Annotated in this window: 16 protein-coding genes and 1 pseudogene (1 of these 17 running past the window's edge); 9 read left to right on the top strand and 8 right to left on the bottom strand. The window is 63.6% G+C overall.

The window, feature by feature from the left end:
• The 4 genes and pseudogenes from BM374_RS01615 to BM374_RS01600 form a co-directional block, all read right to left on the bottom strand.
• On the bottom strand, positions 1-326 hold the start of the coding sequence (locus BM374_RS01615; protein WP_177248042.1) for an NAD(P)H-dependent oxidoreductase. 988 nt of this gene lie to the left of the window's left edge; only the first 326 of its 1,314 coding nucleotides appear in the window; its start codon is at positions 324-326; its stop codon lies beyond the left edge, outside the window.
• 138 nt (positions 327-464) lie between these two features.
• Positions 465-1,265 carry a phytanoyl-CoA dioxygenase family protein gene (locus BM374_RS01610; protein WP_092288844.1) on the bottom strand — a complete coding sequence of 267 codons (801 nt, stop codon included), beginning with the start codon at positions 1,263-1,265 and terminating at the stop codon, positions 465-467.
• A gap of 284 nt (positions 1,266-1,549) precedes the next feature.
• On the bottom strand, positions 1,550-2,362 hold the full coding sequence (locus BM374_RS01605; RefSeq protein ID WP_092288843.1) for an alpha/beta fold hydrolase: 813 nt from the start codon (positions 2,360-2,362) through the stop codon (positions 1,550-1,552).
• 2 nt (positions 2,363-2,364) lie between these two features.
• Positions 2,365-3,181 (bottom strand): annotated as a pseudogene (locus tag BM374_RS01600) (alpha/beta fold hydrolase).
• 134 nt (positions 3,182-3,315) lie between these two features.
• Between BM374_RS01600 and BM374_RS01595 the strand changes: the two are divergent.
• A complete protein-coding gene (locus tag BM374_RS01595) occupies positions 3,316-3,858 on the top strand; it encodes a methylated-DNA--[protein]-cysteine S-methyltransferase (RefSeq protein ID WP_092288842.1) in 543 nt (180 codons plus the stop codon).
• A 3-nt stretch (positions 3,859-3,861) separates the two neighbouring features.
• Here the strand turns inward: BM374_RS01595 and BM374_RS01590 are convergent, their stop codons facing one another.
• Positions 3,862-5,406, bottom strand: a complete 1,545-nt coding sequence (locus BM374_RS01590; protein WP_092288841.1) for an acyl-CoA synthetase — start codon at positions 5,404-5,406, stop codon at positions 3,862-3,864.
• 115 nt (positions 5,407-5,521) lie between these two features.
• Positions 5,522-6,694 (bottom strand): acetyl-CoA C-acetyltransferase, encoded by a 1,173-nt coding sequence (locus BM374_RS01585; protein ID WP_092288840.1) that lies wholly within the window; start codon positions 6,692-6,694, stop codon positions 5,522-5,524.
• A gap of 154 nt (positions 6,695-6,848) precedes the next feature.
• On the opposite strand from BM374_RS01585, the gene BM374_RS01580 reads away from it, so the two are divergent.
• The 8 genes from BM374_RS01580 (at position 6,849) to BM374_RS01545 (ending at position 16,083) form a co-directional block, all read left to right on the top strand.
• Positions 6,849-7,505, top strand: coding sequence for a TetR family transcriptional regulator (locus BM374_RS01580; RefSeq protein WP_177248041.1), 657 nt, complete (start codon positions 6,849-6,851; stop codon positions 7,503-7,505).
• Positions 7,506-7,555: 50 nt separating this feature from the next.
• Positions 7,556-8,314, top strand: a complete 759-nt coding sequence (locus BM374_RS01575; protein ID WP_092288838.1) for an SDR family NAD(P)-dependent oxidoreductase — start codon at positions 7,556-7,558, stop codon at positions 8,312-8,314.
• A gap of 184 nt (positions 8,315-8,498) precedes the next feature.
• A complete protein-coding gene (locus tag BM374_RS01570; protein ID WP_092288837.1) occupies positions 8,499-9,305 on the top strand; it encodes an enoyl-CoA hydratase/isomerase family protein in 807 nt (268 codons plus the stop codon).
• A gap of 44 nt (positions 9,306-9,349) precedes the next feature.
• On the top strand, positions 9,350-11,221 hold the full coding sequence (locus tag BM374_RS01565) for an AMP-binding protein (RefSeq protein ID WP_092288836.1): 1,872 nt from the start codon (positions 9,350-9,352) through the stop codon (positions 11,219-11,221).
• Between the two features lie 153 nt (positions 11,222-11,374).
• Positions 11,375-12,502: an acyl-CoA dehydrogenase family protein gene (locus tag BM374_RS01560; protein ID WP_092288835.1), complete on the top strand. Its 1,128-nt coding sequence runs from the start codon at positions 11,375-11,377 to the stop codon at positions 12,500-12,502.
• A gap of 118 nt (positions 12,503-12,620) precedes the next feature.
• Positions 12,621-13,865, top strand: a complete 1,245-nt coding sequence (locus BM374_RS01555) for an acyl-CoA dehydrogenase (protein ID WP_092288834.1) — start codon at positions 12,621-12,623, stop codon at positions 13,863-13,865.
• Positions 13,866-13,992: 127 nt separating this feature from the next.
• Positions 13,993-15,237, top strand: coding sequence for an acyl-CoA dehydrogenase (locus tag BM374_RS01550; RefSeq protein ID WP_092288833.1), 1,245 nt, complete (start codon positions 13,993-13,995; stop codon positions 15,235-15,237).
• 147 nt (positions 15,238-15,384) lie between these two features.
• A complete protein-coding gene (locus tag BM374_RS01545) occupies positions 15,385-16,083 on the top strand; it encodes a nitroreductase (RefSeq protein ID WP_092288832.1) in 699 nt (232 codons plus the stop codon).
• 88 nt (positions 16,084-16,171) lie between these two features.
• Here the strand turns inward: BM374_RS01545 and BM374_RS01540 are convergent, their stop codons facing one another.
• Both BM374_RS01540 and BM374_RS01535 read right to left on the bottom strand, forming a co-directional pair.
• Complete coding sequence (locus BM374_RS01540; protein WP_092288831.1) at positions 16,172-16,720, bottom strand: sigma-70 family RNA polymerase sigma factor; 549 nt, start codon at positions 16,718-16,720, stop codon at positions 16,172-16,174.
• Complete coding sequence (locus BM374_RS01535; RefSeq protein ID WP_164938910.1) at positions 16,720-16,953, bottom strand: NepR family anti-sigma factor; 234 nt, start codon at positions 16,951-16,953, stop codon at positions 16,720-16,722. Before BM374_RS01535 ends, BM374_RS01540 begins: the two co-directional genes overlap by 1 nt.
• Between the last annotated feature and the right edge of the window lie 60 nt (positions 16,954-17,013).

Raw genomic sequence — 17,013 nt, 5'->3', positions numbered from 1 at the left:
GCCGCGATCGCGGCGCGTGCATGCTTGATGCCGACACCGGGATTGCCCGTTGCCTCGACCACGACATCCATCGCGCCGCCCGCAATGGCGCGAGCGCCGTCGTCGGTAAAGACGGTGGCCGCGATCCGCTCGGCGCTCCAGCCAACGGTGCGGCACGCCTCGCGCGCGCGGTCGCGGTCGATGTCGACGATGATGGGGACTTCCAATCCCGGCGTGTGCGGCACCTGCGCCAGAAACATCGAGCCGAATTTGCCGGCTCCGATCAGCGCGACACGAACAGGCGTGCCGGCGGCGGCGCGGGCCTGGAGCAGGCGGAAGAGGTTCATGGGCGGGATCCGTAGTTGCTAAACCAAAGATCGTCATTCCGGGGCGCGACGAAGTCGCGAGCCCGGAATTCATCGGGCCGCAGAGACCGCGGATAAATGGATTCCGGGCTCGCGCTTCGCGCGCCCCGGAATGACAGTTTACTCCGCCGCCTGTCTTGGCGCACGGGCCAGCCGCAGCAGTGCATCGTCCTCCACCGTCTTGATCGGCGTGAAATCGCGATGCGCGATGTAGTCCGGCCTGGTCGGTGTGCGGATGTAGTTCGAAACCGCGTTCAGCGTCAGATACACGATCTTGCGGGGATAGGGCGTGATGTTGCCGGCCGAGCCATGCACGAGGTTGCCGTGGAACATCAGCATGCCACCGGGCTTTCCGGTCGGCGCGACAATGCCGCCCTGCTCGACGAGGCGCGTCACCGTATCCTCGTTCAGCGTCCACAACGGATAGGACGTGGTGGCGAGATCATGCGAGGCTTCGAGATCGCCGGCATTCTGGCTGCGCGGCACCAGCATCAGCGGGCCGTTGATCGGCATCACCTCGTCGAGGAAGATCGCAATGTTCATCGCGCGCGGCTCCGGCATGCCGTCGTCGCGCTTCCAGGTGCCGTAATCCTGATGCCACTGCCAGACGTCGCCGGTGAAAGCCGATTTCGCGTTGATCTTGAACTGGTGCATGTAGACGGGCTCGCCGAACACCTGCTCGACCGGCTCGATCATGCGCGGATGCGCGCCGAGAATGCCGAAGGCCTCATTGTAGAGATGCGCGGCAAAGGCCGTGCGCGGCGCGCCGCTCTTCTCGCGCCAGACTTCCGGTCGGTTGGCGTCGTAGATGCCGACCGCCTCGCGCGCGAGCAGGTCGACCTCCTCCTGGGCAAACAGTTCGGGCAGGAACAGCCAGCCTTCGCGCTGGAAGAACTCCAATTGCGCCTCGGACAGTTTCATGGGTCGTCCTCCTGTCTTGCTTTTCTCGTCCTTCCCGGGGGATGCGAAGCATCGAACCCGGAACCTCGAGCTTCCGGGCTCACGCTTCGCTTGTCCCGGAACGACGGCGAGCTACGCCGCGACCTTGGCCCTCAATCTCTCCTCGGTCATCGTCCGGCAGTCAGGGCGAGGGCGTCAAGTCGCCCAAGCCTATCTCACCTTTCGAGCCGTGTAAGCTATTGATTCTCTTCAGGTCGTCTACTGTGCATGGGGTTGTTTTCGTGTTGTGAAGCAGGTGCCGGCTGTTATTCCGCCAAGAACCTGCTCACCACGTCGCCGAACTCCTGCGGCGCCTGCTCGAACATCCAATGGCCGGCATTCGGGATCACCGCCGTCTGCGCGCCTTTGATGTGCTCGGCCAGCACGCGCCACATCAGCGAGAGGCTGCCGGTGGTCGCCCCACCGCCGATCAGCAGCGTCGGCGTCCTGATCGCCTGGGCATCTGCCAGCGTATAGGGCCGGCGCTGCTCGTTGATCTGACCCAGCAAGGTGGGCGTGTTGTCGCGTAGTTGCTGCTTGGCGGCAGCCGGCACCCGCCGCCACGAGCCGTCGCCCTCGATGCCTTCATAGAAGTTTTGCAGCGCGCCCTCGATGTCGCCGGCGCGGATCATCTCGACCGATCGTATCGTCTTGGCAGCGAGCGGCGGATAGGCGGGCGTGCCTTCGGGCAGCGGCAGGCTGGCGTCGAGATCGCCGCCCGGCTCGGCCAGCACCAGCTTGCGCAGCAGGTCAGGCCGCGTCTGCGCGACGCGAAACGCGATGTGCCCGCCGCGCGAATGGCCCATCAGATCGACCGGGCCGGGCTCGACCTGCTCGATGAATGCGATCGTGTCGGCGACGTGCTGGGCCATCTTGTAGTCGTCGCCGATGGCGTCCCAATGTTCCGGGAAGAAATGCCGCAGGCTGACCGAGATCACGCGATGGTTTTTCGACAGCGGACCAAGCACCGAATACCAGGTGCGGAAATCGCCGAGCGTGCCGTGCACGCAGACCAGCGGACGGCCCTCGCCGATCTCGAGATAGGCCATGTCGTAACCGTTGACGGGAAAGCTCTGCATGATCAGCTCGCCAGAAAGTCCAGAACCACTTCGGAATATTTCTGCGGCGCCTGCTCGAACATCGGATGCGTCGCGTTCGGAATGATCGCCGTCTTGGAGTAGGGCACGTGCGCGGCGAGCGCATGCAGCACCTTCGGCAGCAGGCCCTTGGTCCGCGCGCCCAGGATGAACAGCGTCGGCATCTTGATGGACTCCGCATCCGCCTTCGAGAACGGCGGGCGGTTGTCACGGACCTGGCCGATCAGGGTGTACGCATTGTCGCGCAGGTTCTGCTTCACCATCGCCGGCAGCCGCGGCCAGGTGCCGGCGCCTTCCAGCGTGTCGACGAAAACGGCGAGCCCGCCGTCGACATCCCCGGCGGCGATCTTCGCGGCCGAGGCCGTGAACCGCGCCAAGAGCGGCGAGGGGCCGCCGACATAATCCGGATCGAGGCTCGCATCGAGCTCGCCGCCGGGCTCGGCCAAAACGAGCCGGCGCAGCAGGTCGGGTCGCTGTTGCGCCACGCGGAAGCAGATATGTCCGCCGCGGGAATGGCCCATCAGATCGACCGGGCCAAGGTCGAGCGTCTCGATGAAGGCGATGACGTGACTGACATGCTGCGCGATCGAATAGGTGTCGCCGACGCCGTCCCATTTTGCGGGGAAGAAGTGCCTCAAGCTGGGAGCGATCACGATGCCGCTGCGTCAGCGGGCCGAGTACGCAACCCCAGACGCGAAAGTCGGATAGCGAGCCATGCACGCAGACCAGCGGCGGGCCGCCTCTGTTCGCGCCCACGTCGAGGTAGGGCATGTCGTAACCATTGACGTGGAGACTTTGCATTCTGGGCTCGCCGAAGGTGCACGGAACTCCTGTGCAAGATTCCCGGAAACCGGGTGGATCGCAACTATTTCCAAGCCTAGATTCAGGCCGAGATCACATTGGGGGCATGCGAAGACGTAAGCCAGGAACCAGCCATGACCGACCAGCATTTCGCCCTGTTCGACACCAGGATCGGCCTCTGTGCCATCGCCTGGGGCCCGCGCGGCATCAACGGCACGCAGCTGCCGATGGGTGGCGAGGACAAGCTCCGCACCCGCATCAGCCAGCGCCACGCCGACGCCACCGAAGCCGAGCCGACTCCTGAGGTGCAGGGGGCGATCGATCGCATGACAAGACTGCTCGCGGGCGAGCACGACGACCTCACCGATATCGAGCTCGATCTCGACGGCGTGCCGGAGTTCAACCGGGGCGTCTACGAGATCGCCCGCGCCATTCCGCCCGGTAAGACCATCACCTATGGCGACATCGCCAAGCAGCTCGGCGGCGTCCAGCTGTCGCGCGACGTCGGCCAGGCGCTCGGCCGCAACCCGTGCCCGATCGTCGTGCCTTGCCACCGCGTGCTGGCGGCCGGCAACAAGCCCGGCGGGTTCTCGGCCAATGGCGGCGTGGTGACCAAGCTGAAGATGCTCGAGATCGAAGGCGCGCTGGTGAACCACACGCCGAGTTTGTTTGATTGAACCCTAAATCTTCGCCGCGGTCTTCGGCCAATACCGATCGCGCAAATGCCGCTTCACCAGCTTGCCGGTGGGCGTGCGCGGCAGCTCGGCTTCGAAATCGATCGAGCGCGGGCATTTGATGGCGGACAGGCGGGTCTTGCAGTAGGCGATCAGATCGGCCTCGAGCCCCTTGCCGGCGCGCGCCATGTCGTGCGGTTGCACCACGGCCTTGACCTCTTCGCCCATCTCGTCGTTCGGCACGCCGAACACGGCAACGTCGGCGACCTCGGGGTGCGTGATCAGTACGTCCTCGGTCTCCTGCGGATAGATGTTCACGCCGCCGGAGATGATCATGTAGGACTTGCGGTCGGTGAGATAGAGGAAGCCGTCCTTGTCGAGATAGCCGACGTCGCCGAGCGTCGACCAACCCTTGGCATTGTAGGCCTTCTTCGTCTTTTCAGGGTCGTTGTGATAGGTGAATACAGGCGCATCGGCGAAATAGACCGTGCCGATCTCGCCGATCGGCTGCTCCTGGTCGTTCTCGTCCAGGATCTTGATGTTGCCGACCACGGCGCGGCCGACGCTGCCGCGATGCTCCAGCCATTCCTTCGAGCTGCAGACGGTGACGCCGTTGCCCTCCGAGCCCGCGTAGTACTCGATCAGGATCGGCCCCCACCATTCGATCATCTTTGCCTTCACGTCGACCGGGCAGGGCGCTGCGGCGTGGATCGCGCCCTTGAGCGTCGAGACGTTGTACTTGGCGCGGATTTCGTCCGGCAGCTTCAGCATGCGCACGAACATGGTCGGCACGAGCTGGGACTGCGTGACCTTGTATTTCTCGACCAGCTTCAAAAAGTCCTCGGCGTCAAAATGCTCCATGATGATGGAGGTGCCGCCGAGCACGATCGCCATCATATTGAAGCGCAAGGGCGCCGCGTGATAGAGCGGCGCGGGCGACAGATAGATGCTGTCGGCATTCATGCCGCACATGCCGGCGCACAGCACCCGCAGGAACGCATTCGGCTCGTCGATCGGTTTGCCCTCGAACGCCTTCTTGATACCCTTGGGGCGGCCCGTCGTTCCCGAGGAATACAGCATGTCGTAGCCGGCGACTTGGTCTGCGATCGGCGTCGTCGGTTGCGCAGCCGCTTCCTTGTCGTAAGAGCGGAAGCCGGGTAGCGGCTGATCCATCATGTAGAAGATCGGCTCGCCAACTGTCCCCTTGATCAACCCCTTGATCTGGTCGGCGCATTTCGGCGTGGTGATCACGACCTTGGCGCCGCAATCGCCGATGATGTAGTCGATCTCGTCCTGCTTCAGATAGCGGCTGATCGCGGTGTAATAGAGTCCGCTGCGCTGTGCCGCCCAGCAGATCTCCATGAAGGCGAGGCGGTTCTCCATCAGCAGCGCGATGTGGTCGCCGGCCTTGAGGCCGAGCGAGCGAAACAGCTGCGCGCCCTGGTTCGAGAGCTCATCGAGCTCGCGATAGGTGATCGCCTTGCCGGTCCCGGCCATCTGGTAGGCGATCTTGTCGGGCGTGGTGCGAGCGTAGACGGAGGGGTGAGTCATGGCGTTTCCTCAAAACGCGAATGGCGAGTAGCGAGTGGCGAATAGGAAGAAGACAGATCGCTCTTCGCCTACGCACCATTCGCTATTCGCCACTCACTACTCGCTTTTGTTCTTCCTACAACCGCTCCACGATCGTCACGTTCGCCATGCCGCCGCCTTCGCACATGGTCTGCAGGCCGTAGCGCTTGCCGCGCTGGTGAAGGGCGTGGACCAGCGTCGTCATCAGCTTGGTGCCGGAGCCGCCGAGCGGATGGCCGAGCGCGATGGCGCCGCCATTGACGTTGAGGCGGGCCGGATCGGCGCCGGTGGTCTTCAGCCAGCCGGTCGGCACCGAGGCGAAGGCCTCGTTGACCTCGAACAGATCGATGTCGTCGATCTTCATGCCGGCCTTTTCCAGCGCCTTCTTGGTGGCGTGCAGGGGGGCGTCGAGCATGATGACGGGATCGCCGCCGGTCATGGTCATGTGATGGATACGCGCCAGCGGCGTGGCGCCGAGCTGCTTGAGGCCGCGCTCGTTCACGACCATCACGCCGGAGGCGCCGTCGCAGATCTGGCTGGCACTGGCGGCCGTGAGCTTGCCGTTCTCGGCGATCAGCTTGACGCCCTTGATGCCGTCCAGCGTGACGTCGAACCGGATGCCTTCGTCGATGTGGTGAGTGTCCTTGCTGCCGTCGGCGCGGCTAATCTCGAGCGGCACAATCTCCTTCTTGAAGTGACCGGCTTGCGTCGCGGCGATCGCGCGCTGATGGCTCCGGTAGGAATATTCGTCGAGATCATCCTTCGACAGGCCGTACTTCTCGGCCATCATCTCGGCGCCGGTGAACTGGCTGAACACGATGTTCGGATATCGCGCCTCGATGCCCGGGCTCTTGTAATTGCCAAACCCGTTCTTGGCCGGCAGCTGTGAGGACAGGCCCATCGGCACGCGGGTCATCGACTCCACGCCGGCCGCGATCACGACGTCCATGGTGCCGGACATCACCGCTTGCGCTGCAAAGTGCAGCGCCTGTTGCGAGGAGCCGCACTGGCGATCGATCGAAGTGCCCGGCACGCTCTCGGGCAGTTTCGACGCCATGACCGCGTTGCGCGCGACGTTGTTGGACTGCTCGCCGACCTGCATCACGCAGCCCATGATCACGTCCTCGACCAGCGCGGGATCGACCTTGGTGCGATCGACCAGTTCGTCCAGCACCTTCGCGGCGAGATCGGCCGGATGCCAGCCGGCGAGGCGGCCCCCCTTGCGCCCGCCCGCGGTGCGCGCGGCGGCGACGATGTAAGCCTCGGCCATGTCGGTTTCTCCCTGGATTCTTGATTGGGTTGGTTGTCGAGGGCGGATTTAAGAGACGGACGACGGTTTAGTCAATCGATCAATTAACTCTTGTGATGAGGCGCTGCTTGCGCTTATCTGCGGGCCGCTTCAAGCGGCGAGAACAGGGATCTCCGTGGCTACCAGCGTACCGAACAGGCTTCCCGGCGGAAAAAATTCCACGGCAGAGAAATTGCTGGTGGCCGCGAGCGAGCTGATGATCGAACGCTCTTCGATCGAGATCTCGCTCTCCGATATCGCGCAGAAGTCGGGCGCCAACGCCGCGCTGGTCAAATACCATTTCGGCAACAAGGACGGCCTGCTGCTGGCGCTGCTCGCGCGCGACGCCGCGACCGAGATGTCCAATCTCGAATATCTGCTGGCGCAGCCGATCACGTCGACCGCGAAGCTGAAGCTGCACATCGCGGGTATCATTCGCGCCTATCACCGCTTCCCTTACATGAACCGGCTGATCCATTACCTCCTGCACGAAAGCGTCGCCGGTTCAGCGGACGAAGTCTCAAAATTCTTCGTCGCGCCGCTGCTCGACTTTCATCGCCGGTTGCTTGCCGAAGGCGTCAGCCGGGGCGAATTCCGCCAGACTGATCCGGTGCTGTTCTACACCAGCCTGATCGGCGCCTGCGATCATCTCTTTTTCGGCCGGCACGCGATGTCTCGCGCGACCGGCGTCGGCCCGGTCACCGACGACGTCTGCCGGCAATACATCAAGCACATGGAAACGCTGATCTGCGGCGGCATCCTCACGCAAGCCGGGGAAGCCGCCGCCGGATAAGCCGGCTGTAAAAGTCTAGAGAAGAAACGCCCAAGGAAAGGTAGCCTGTCATGGAATTGAAAGACGTAGCCGTTCTCATCACCGGTGGTGGTTCGGGTCTTGGTGAAGCGACCGCGCGCGCCATGGCCGCCAAGGGCGCCAAGATCGGTGTGATCGACCAGAACAAGGAGAATGCCGAAAAGGTCGCCGCCGAAGTGAAAGGCATCGCGCTTCACGCCGACGTCACCAGCGAAGAGCAAATCAAGGTGGCGATTGCCAAGGCCGAGGCGGCGCACGGTGTTGCGCGCGTGCTGATGAATTGCGCCGGTATCGGCGGCTCGCAGCGTATCGTCGGCCGCGACGGCGTTTATCCGCTGGAAAAATTCGCACGCATCATCAATGTCAATCTGATCGGCACGTTCAACTGCCTGCGTCTGTTTGCCGAACGCCTCGTCACCATCGAGCCCGTCGGTGAAGAGCGCGGCGTCATCATCAACACCGCTTCGGTTGCCGCCTACGAAGGTCAGATCGGTCAGATCGCCTATTCGGCCTCGAAGGGCGGCGTCGTCGGCCTGACCTTGCCGGCGGCGCGCGACCTCGCGAGCCAGAAGATCCGCGTCAACACCATCGCGCCCGGCCTGTTCTTCACGCCGCTGCTGATGGGTCTGAACGAGGAGGCCCGCAAGAGCCTCGGTGCCCAGGTGCCGCATCCCTCGCGCCTTGGCGACGCCAAGGAATACGGCGCGCTCGCCGTGCATATCGTCGAAAACGCCATGCTCAACGGCGAGACCATCCGCCTCGACGGCGCCATCCGTATGGCTCCGCGGTAGTGGTTCTCTTGCCTTCTCCCCTTGTGGGAGAAGGTGGCGCGCGGAGCGCGCCGGATGAGGGGTTCTCTCCGCGGAGACAGACCCCTCACCCAAGCGAGTTCTTGGTCAGTGACGTCCATGCCCTCTCCCACAAGGGGAGAGGGCGCAATAACCGCCACTCAAAGAGCGGATGCAGGAGCGCCCCATGTCCCAACCGCTGCTGATCGAGCATGATGATGGCGTCGACCGGGTGACGCTCAATCGTCCCGAAAACCTCAACGCGCTCGATCCGGCGCTGATCGATGCGCTCAATATCTATTTCCAGGGCCTGCAGCGCAGCCGCGACACGCGCGTCGTCGTGCTCCGGGGCGCCGGCAAGAATTTTTGTGCAGGCCTCGACCTCAAGGCCGCGATGGCGCGCCGGGCCGGGCAGCAGGAGCCGCTCGGCGTCACCGAGTCCCTGGACTCGCAACGCCGCATCGCCGACATCGTGATGCTGATGCGGCGCTGTCCGCAGCCGATCCTGTCGCTGGTTCAAGGCGCGGCAGCCGGCGGCGGCTTTGCGCTGGCGCTCGCCTCCGACATCCGCATCGCGGCAAGATCGGCGCGGATGAACTGCGCCTTCATCAAGCTCGGGCTCGGTGGCTGTGACATCGGCACCAGCTACTTCCTGCCGCGGCTGGTCGGCGTCTCCGTCGCGTCCGAGTTGATCCTCACCGGTCGCTTCATCGGTGCCGAGCGCGCGCTTGCGGTCGGCCTTGTCTCCGAGGTCGTCGACGACGGCAAGCTCGATGCCGCGGGCGAGCCGTATGTCGATGCGATGATGACGGCCTCGCCGGTGGGGCTGCGCCTGTCAAAGGAATGCCTCAACATGAGCGTCGATGCAGGATCGCTGGAAGCTGCGATCGCGATGGAGGACCGCAATCAGGTCCTGTGCAGCCGCTCCGAGGAATTTTCAGAGGGCATCAGGGCCTTCCTTGAGAAGCGAAAGCCTGTCTATATCAAGCGCTGAAACAACAACGATCCGCCAAGGGCAATAATTCCGGGAGACGCAAAATGGGTGGAAGCGCGGCGGCGGTGATGTCAAAGCCCGCCTTTCGCAAGGTCGAGTGGCTGAAGCGCGACATCGATGTCGAGCGCCGTGCCGACGGCACGGTGGTGCTGAAGTCGCGCATTCCGCTGCAGGCCTACGAGAAGCACCTTCCGGCTTCGCTCGCCAAATGGGCAAAGGAAGCCCCCGAGCGCATCTGGCTCGCGCAGCGCTGTGGTCCCAACCGCGAGTGGCGCAAGGTCTCCTATGGCGAGGCCAAGCGGACGGTCGATGCGCTGACCCAGGCGCTGCTCAATCTCAAGCTCGATGGCCGGCCGGTTGCGATCCTCTCCGGAAATTCGATCGAGCACGCACTGATGACGCAGGCCGCGATGCAGGCGCGCGTCCCGGCGGCGCCAGTGTCGCCGGCCTATTCGTTGATGAGCCATGACCACGTCAAGCTGAAGTACCTGTTTGAGCTGATCAAGCCGGCCGTGGTGATGGTGCAGGACGGCCCGACATTCGAGAAGGCGTTGAGGGCGCTGGATCTTACCGGCGTTACCGTCGTTCACGTCGCGCGGCCCCGCGAGGGCATCAAGAGCGTCAGCTTTGCCGAGCTCGCGGCAACTCCTGTGACCAGGGACGTCGAGGAATCGCTCGCAAAGATAACCCCCGACACGATCGGCAAGCTGCTGTTTACCTCGGGCTCGACCGGCATGCCCAAGGCCGTCATCAACACCCAAAGGATGATGTGCGCCAACGCCGCAATGATGATGCAGGTGCGGCCACGTACACCCGGCGGCCCGCTGCCGATCGTACTGGACTGGATGCCGTGGAATCACACCATGGGCGGCAATGCTGCATTCCATCCGGTGCTGGTCGAGGGCGGCACACTCTATATCGACGACGGCCGGCCGATGCCGGGCCAGCTCGAGGAAACCATCAAGAACCTACGCGAGATCTCGCCGACCTATTACGCCAACGTGCCGGCAGGCTACGCCGCGCTCGCGGCGGCCATGGAGAAGGACGACGCACTGTGCCGCTCGTTCTTCAAGAACCTCTCGATCATGGCCTATGGCGGCGCGCGGCTGCCGGACGATCTCTACGAGCGCATGCAAACCCTCGCCGTGAAGACCACCGGCGAGCGCATCGTGTTCTATACCGGCTGGGGCTCGACCGAGACCGCACCGACCTCGACCGGCACTTATTGGGACACCGAGCGCGTCGGCCTGATCGGCCTGCCGTTCCCCGGCGTCGAACTGAAGATGGTGCCCTGCGGCTCGAAATACGAACTGCGCCTGCGCGGCGTCAACGTCACGCCCGGCTATTTCGGCCAGCCCGATCTCACGAAGAAGATGTTCGACGAAGAAGGCTTCTATTGTATCGGCGATGCCGGCATCTTCGTCGATGATCAGGATCCCGTGCAGGGAATTATCTTTGCCGGCCGTGTCGTCGAAGACTTCAAGCTCACCACCGGCACCTTCGTGCATGTCGGCTCGCTTCGCACCGATGCGATCGCCGCGGCAACGCCAGTCGTGCACGACGCGCTGATCGCGGGGCAGGATCGCGCCTTCATCGGCCTGCTCGCCTGGCCCAACCTGCACGCCTGCCGCCAGCTCATCGGCAAGGCCGATCTCAGCTTCGAGGATGCGGTGAAGCATCCGGAGGTGATCGCCTGCTTCCGTCGGGGGCTGGAAGCCCACAACCGAGAATGCGAAGGCGCCAGCAGCCGCATCATCGTGCGCGCCATGCTGATGGCCGAACCGCCCTCGATCGACGGCAACGAACTCACCGACAAGGGCTACATCAACCAGCGCGCGGGCCTCGAACGCCGTGCGGCGCTGGTCGAGCGGCTGTATGCCGACAAGCCGGATCAGGATGTGATCGTGCTGCGATGAGTGCTTCTCTCTCCATTCGTCATTCCGGGGCGCGCGGAGCGCGAACCCGGCATCCATCGGCCGCAACACGCGCGGTGAAATGGATTCCGGGCTCGCCGCTCCGCGGCGCCCCGGAATGACGGTCTCAATGACGACGAATAAAAGGTAGCCGCCATGAACTTCGACTTCTCCGACGACCAGAAGCAGCTCCGCGATCAGGCGCGAAAATTCCTTGCTGAAAAGTGCTCCCCCAAGGCCGTACGCGTCGTGCTCGACGGCAAGGCGCCTTACGACAAGGAGCTGTGGAAGGGGCTCGCCGAGATGGGCTTTCTCGGCGTTGCGATTCCCGAGGAGTTCGGCGGCGCCGGCGCAGGGCATCTCGAGCTTTGCGTGATCGCGGAAGAAATGGGACGGGCGAATGCGCCGGTGCCGTTCTCCTCGACCGTCTATCTTGCCGCCGAAGCCCTGCTGATCGCCGGCAGCGACGCGCAGAAGAAAAAATGGCTGCCGGCGATTGCCTCGGGCGAGGCAATCGGCACGCTGGCGCTGTTCGAGGGCAAGGGCAACCCGTCGCCGAAGAACGTCAAGCTGACCGCGGCGAATGGCGCGCTCAATGGCGTGAAGAAGCCGGTGGCCGACGGCGCGATCGCCGACTTCGCGGTGGTCGCCGCGCGCACGGGATCGAGCGGTCGGGACAGCGACATCTCTCTGTTTCTGGTCGACCTCAAGGCCGCCGGCACCGAGGTGAAAAGCCTCACCAATCTCGATCCGACCCGCGGGCAGGCCGAGATTACTTTCAAAGATTGCAAGGCCGAGCCGCTCGGTGGCGCCGGCGAAGGCTGGAGCATTTTGACAGAGGTGCTCGACCGCGCCGCGGTGCTCTGTGCATTCGAGCAGGTCGGCGGTGCCGACCGCGCCCTGGAGATGGGCCGCGACTACGCGCTGGATCGCATCGCCTTCGGCCGTCAGATCGGTTCGTTCCAGGCGATCAAGCACATGCTGGCCGACATGTACGTCTCGGCGACGCTGGCGCGTTCCAACAGCTACTACGGCGCCTGGGCGCTCTCGACCAACGCGGCCGAGCTGCCTGAGGCCGCTGCCGCCGCGCGCATCAGTGCGACACAGGCGTTCCAGCACTGTGCCAAGAACAACATTCAGGTTCACGGCGGCATGGGTTTCACCTGGGAGTTCGACTGCCACATGTACTACCGCCGTGCCAACGCGATGGCGCTCGGGCTCGGCAGCCTCACCTATTGGGAAGACCAGCTGATCGACCGTATGCGCAAGAAGAACGCTGCGTAATCTGGGTTCGTAGGGTGGGTTAGCGCAGCGTAACCCACCATTGCCAATCACGACGACAGATAGAAGTGGTGGGTTACGCCTCCGGCTAACCCACCCTACGAAGAGCAAGAGAAATCCCATGAACTTCGACGATACGCCGCAGGAAGCCGAATTTCGAGCGACAGCCCGCGCCTGGATCGATGCCAATGCGCCGAAGCAGTATGAGGAGGAGTTGCGCAAATCCTCGCTCGGCCGCACCGTGCTCAAGAATGCCAACATTCTCGAAGTCGCCAAGGCCTGGCAGAAGAAAAAGGCCGATGCTGGCTGGGCCTGCCTGCACTGGCCGAAGGAATATGGCGGGCGAGGCGCCTCGCCGATCGAGCGCGTGATCTGGCAGCAGGAAGAGGGGCCATTCGGCCAGCTCTCTCGCATGTTCATCATCGGCCACGGCATGTGCGGGCCGACCGTGATGGCGTTCGCGCGCGAGGAGCACAAGCGCACCTATCTGCCGCCGCTCGCCTCCGGCGAGAAGGTCTGGTGCCAGCTGTTCTCCGAACCGGCCGGCGGCTCCGACGTCGCAGGGCTCCGCACGCGCGCCGAGAAGGACGGCGATGACTGGGTCATCAACGGCCAGAAAATCTGGACCTCGGGCGCGCATTATTCCGACTACGGCATCTTGCTGACCCGTACCGATCCCACCGTGCCCAAGCACAAGGGCCTCACCATGTTCTTCCTGGACATGAAGAGCCCTGGCGTCGAGGTCCGGCCGATCAAGCAGGCGAGCGGCGCCTCCGACTTCAACGAGGTCTATTTCACCAATGTCCGCATTCCCGATCATCAGCGTCTCGGCGAGGTCGGTGACGGCTGGAACGTCTCGCTGACCACGCTGATGAACGAGCGCAGCGCGATCGGCGCGGCCGTCTCGACGGGCTTCCCCGAGCTGTTCGAATATTGTTCGAGCCTGATGCTCGACGACAGCCTGGCAATCGAGGATCGCGCGGTGCGCTCGAAGCTGGCGAACTGGGCGGTGAAGGCAAGCGGGCTGAAATACACCAGCATGCGTGCGATCTCCGCGCTATCGAGGGGCGAGCGGCCGGGGCCGGAAAACTCCATCGGCAAGCTTGTGGCGGGTTCGATGATTCAGGACGTTGCGACTTACGCGCTGGAGTTGCAGGGCGCGGAAGGCGTCGTCAGCGGCCCGGAGGATGCCGAACTGGCCGGCCGTTTCCAGGCAATGCTGCTGCGTGCACCAGGCACGCGCCTGGAAGGCGGTACCGACGAGATCATGCGCAACATCATCGCCGAGCGGGTCTTAGGGCTGCCCGGCGATATCAGGGTCGACAAGGACGTGCCGTTCAACAAGATCCCGACCAAGGGAAGATGAACTCGAATCGTAGGGTGGGTTAGCGCAGCGTAACCCACCATCGGCTGCAACGACGCTCGACAGACGTGGTGGGTTACGCCTTCGGCTAACCCACCCGACGCACCGAGCAAGGATTGAGAGGTCCGTTATGAATTTCGACGATACGCCGCAGGAAGCCGCATTTCGCGAGACCGCGCGCAAATGGATCGCCGCCAACGCGCCGAGGGAGTTCGAGCAGGAGCTGTCCAAATCCTCGCTCGGCCGCATCAGACTTGCCAAGCACGACATGGTCGAGGTCGGCAAGACCTGGCAGAAGAAGAAGTTCGAAGACAACTGGGCCTGCCTGCACTGGCCCAGGGATTATGGTGGCCGTGGCGCGACGCCGATCGAGCGGGTGATCTGGCAGCAGGAGGAAGGCGTCTACGGCAAGCTCACGCAGCCGTTCCAGATCGGCGAGGGCATGTGCGGCCCGACCGTGATGGCCTGGGGCAGCGAGGATGCAAAACGCCGGTACTTGCCGAAGCTCGCTTCCGGCGAGGAGATCTGGTGTCAGCTGTTTTCCGAGCCGTCGGCCGGCTCCGACGTTGCGGGTCTGCGAACACGTGCGGAGAAGCAGGGCGACAATTGGATCGTCAACGGCCAGAAGATATGGACCTCGGGCGCGCATTATTCCGACTATGGCCTCCTGATCGCACGCACGGATCCTAATGTGCCCAAGCACAAGGGACTCACCATGTTCTTCCTGGAGATGAAGAGCCCGGGCGTCGAGGTCCGTCCGATCAAGCAGGCTAACGGCATGCAGGAGTTCAACGAGGTCTATTTCACCGACGTCGTCATTCCAGATAGCCAGCGCCTCGGTGCCGTCGGCGAGGGTTGGAGCGTGTCGCTGACGACGCTGATGAACGAGCGCATGTCGATCGGCGCGCGGCTTGCGACCGGCGTGCCTGAAATGTTCGAGTTCTGCTCGAACCTGATGCTGGAGGACGGGCTCGCGATCGACGATCCCGCCGTGCGCTCGAAACTCGCGAGCTGGGCGGTGAAGTCGAGCGGGCTGAAATACACCAGCTACCGCGCGATATCGGCGCTGTCGAAAGGCGAGCGGCCGGGGCCGGAGAATTCGATCGGCAAGCTGGTCTCGGGCATGATGCTGCAGGATATCGCGACCTACGCCATGGACCTGCAAGGCGCGGCCGGTGTTCTCACGGGCAGTGACGAGGAGACCGTACAGGGCCAGTTCCAGCAGATGCTGCTGTCCTCACCCTCGATGCGCATCGCCGGCGGCACCGACGAGATCCTGCGCAACATCATCGCCGAGCGGGTGCTGGGCTTGCCGGGCGACATCCGCGTCGACAAGGATGTGCCGTACAACAAGATCCCGACCAAGGGGCGGTGATGTGGCATCGTAGGGTGGGTTAGCGCAGCGTAACCCACCTCTTTGGTTTCCACAGAGACAGAAGTGGTGGGTTACGCCGAGCGGTTTGCGCTTCGCGCAATCCGCGGGGCTAACCCACCCTACGAAGAAAGCGACACGAGCTGATCCATGGACACAAAAGTGAACCAGAACGACCGCATCGGCGTGCTCGAAGAACTCCTCAACGAGCGCTACTCGGTTCGCGCTTTCCTGCCGAAAGAAGTCGACCGCGCCACCATCGAGCATGTGCTGACCACGGCACAGCGCACCGCATCCTGGTGCAACAGCCAGCCCTGGCAAGTCATCATCGCCAGCGGCGAGGCCAAGGAACGCTTCCGCCGACTGATCTACAAGGAAGCATCCAGCGGCCTCGGTGACGATTACGACTTCACCCCGCCGCGGGAATATGTCGGGGTCTATCTCGAGCGCCGCCGCGAGAGCGGCTTTCAGCTCTACAACACGCTCGGCATCGCGCGCGGCGACAAGGCGGCCTACGCCAAACAGGCGCTGGAGAACTACAATTTCTTCGGCGCGCCGCATGTGGCGATCATTCATACCGACGAGCCGCTCGGCATTTACGGCGCGATCGATTGCGGCGCTTACGTTTCGAATTTCATGCTCGCTGCCCAGGCCCTCGGGCTCGGCACCATCCCGCAGGCGGCGCTCGCGCGCCATTCCGGCCTGATCCGCCGCCACTTCAATCTGTCCGACGATCGCCGTGTCGTCTGCGGCATTTCATTCGGCTATGCCGATGTCGAGCACAAGGTCAACGGCTACCGCACCTCGCGCGCGAGCGTTGCCGACACGGTGACGTTCGTCGAGACGTAACCGGGCGACAATCAGCGAGCCGCACGCGTATGAAGACGGCCGCACAAGCGGCCGCCTGAATTGCTGTCATCTCAAGTCGATTAACCTGCTATCCGCCGCTGCCGCCGATCACGGCGCGCACGGTCTCGTCGGGGCCGAAATCTTCGGCGCCGTCGACATAAAGCAGCGCGGCGAGCTTCGAGCGCGCGCGATTGACGCGGCTCTTGATGGTGCCGACTGCACAGCCGCAGATCGAGGCCGCATCCTCATAGGAGAAGCCGGACGCACCGACCAGGATCAAGGCTTCGCGCTGATCCTGCGGAAGCTTGTCGAGCGCCGTGCGAAATTCCTCGAATTCGAGATGGGCGTTCTGCGAGGGCTGTGTCTTCAACGTCTTGGCATAGTTGCCCTCGGCATCCTCGACCTCGCGCCGCCGCTTGCGATAGTCGGAACGGAACAGGTTGCGCAGGATCGTGAACAGCCATGCCGGCAGGTTGGAGCCGGGCTGAAACGAGTCGATGTTGGCAAGCGCGCGCAGCAGCGTCTCTTGCACCAAATCATCGGCGCGGTCCGCATTGCCGCTGAGCGAGATCGCGAACGCGCGCAGGCTCGGCACGGCCGCGAGGATGTCGTCACGCAGGGAGTTCGTGAGAGGCATCAATCCCTCCCATGGTTGTCGTTGGAGCCCCCAGCCCCATTCTCATTTGGAGATCCACCGCCCGGCGCATCAAGCTTCTTGATGAGCTCCGCGAACCGGTCCGGGACCCCCTGCCGTACAACGTCGTCGTACATGGCGCGCAGTTGGTGCCCAATCCGGGACTGGATCTCCGGAGTGAGACCTCCTTTGCCGGGGGTCGTGCTTTTGCTGGCTTGAGACTTGAGATCTTTCATGACCTGTTCCACGTTTCCCCGAGTTAAGTGACTGCAAAATAGAGAAATTTTCTCAACCGG

This window comes from Bradyrhizobium sp. Ghvi (genome assembly GCF_900115265.1).
Taxonomy (GTDB): Bacteria; Pseudomonadota; Alphaproteobacteria; order Rhizobiales; family Xanthobacteraceae; genus Bradyrhizobium.
This window is presented reverse-complemented; position numbering and strand designations above follow the sequence as displayed.

What these genes read in the sequence shown, in the direction of transcription:
- BM374_RS01610 (WP_092288844.1), bottom strand. Translation starts at nt 1,265, where the DNA reads ATGAAACTGTCCGAGGCGCAATTGGAGTTCTTCCAGCGCGAAGGCTGG.
- BM374_RS01605 (WP_092288843.1), bottom strand. Translation starts at nt 2,362, where the DNA reads ATGCAGAGCTTTCCCGTCAACGGTTACGACATGGCCTATCTCGAGATC.
- BM374_RS01595 (WP_092288842.1), top strand. Translation starts at nt 3,316, where the DNA reads ATGACCGACCAGCATTTCGCCCTGTTCGACACCAGGATCGGCCTCTGT.
- BM374_RS01590 (WP_092288841.1), bottom strand. Translation starts at nt 5,406, where the DNA reads ATGACTCACCCCTCCGTCTACGCTCGCACCACGCCCGACAAGATCGCC.
- BM374_RS01585 (WP_092288840.1), bottom strand. Translation starts at nt 6,694, where the DNA reads ATGGCCGAGGCTTACATCGTCGCCGCCGCGCGCACCGCGGGCGGGCGC.
- BM374_RS01575 (WP_092288838.1), top strand. Translation starts at nt 7,556, where the DNA reads ATGGAATTGAAAGACGTAGCCGTTCTCATCACCGGTGGTGGTTCGGGT.
- BM374_RS01570 (WP_092288837.1), top strand. Translation starts at nt 8,499, where the DNA reads ATGTCCCAACCGCTGCTGATCGAGCATGATGATGGCGTCGACCGGGTG.
- BM374_RS01565 (WP_092288836.1), top strand. Translation starts at nt 9,350, where the DNA reads ATGGGTGGAAGCGCGGCGGCGGTGATGTCAAAGCCCGCCTTTCGCAAG.
- BM374_RS01560 (WP_092288835.1), top strand. Translation starts at nt 11,375, where the DNA reads ATGAACTTCGACTTCTCCGACGACCAGAAGCAGCTCCGCGATCAGGCG.
- BM374_RS01555 (WP_092288834.1), top strand. Translation starts at nt 12,621, where the DNA reads ATGAACTTCGACGATACGCCGCAGGAAGCCGAATTTCGAGCGACAGCC.
- BM374_RS01550 (WP_092288833.1), top strand. Translation starts at nt 13,993, where the DNA reads ATGAATTTCGACGATACGCCGCAGGAAGCCGCATTTCGCGAGACCGCG.
- BM374_RS01545 (WP_092288832.1), top strand. Translation starts at nt 15,385, where the DNA reads ATGGACACAAAAGTGAACCAGAACGACCGCATCGGCGTGCTCGAAGAA.
- BM374_RS01540 (WP_092288831.1), bottom strand. Translation starts at nt 16,720, where the DNA reads ATGCCTCTCACGAACTCCCTGCGTGACGACATCCTCGCGGCCGTGCCG.
- BM374_RS01535 (WP_164938910.1), bottom strand. Translation starts at nt 16,953, where the DNA reads ATGAAAGATCTCAAGTCTCAAGCCAGCAAAAGCACGACCCCCGGCAAA.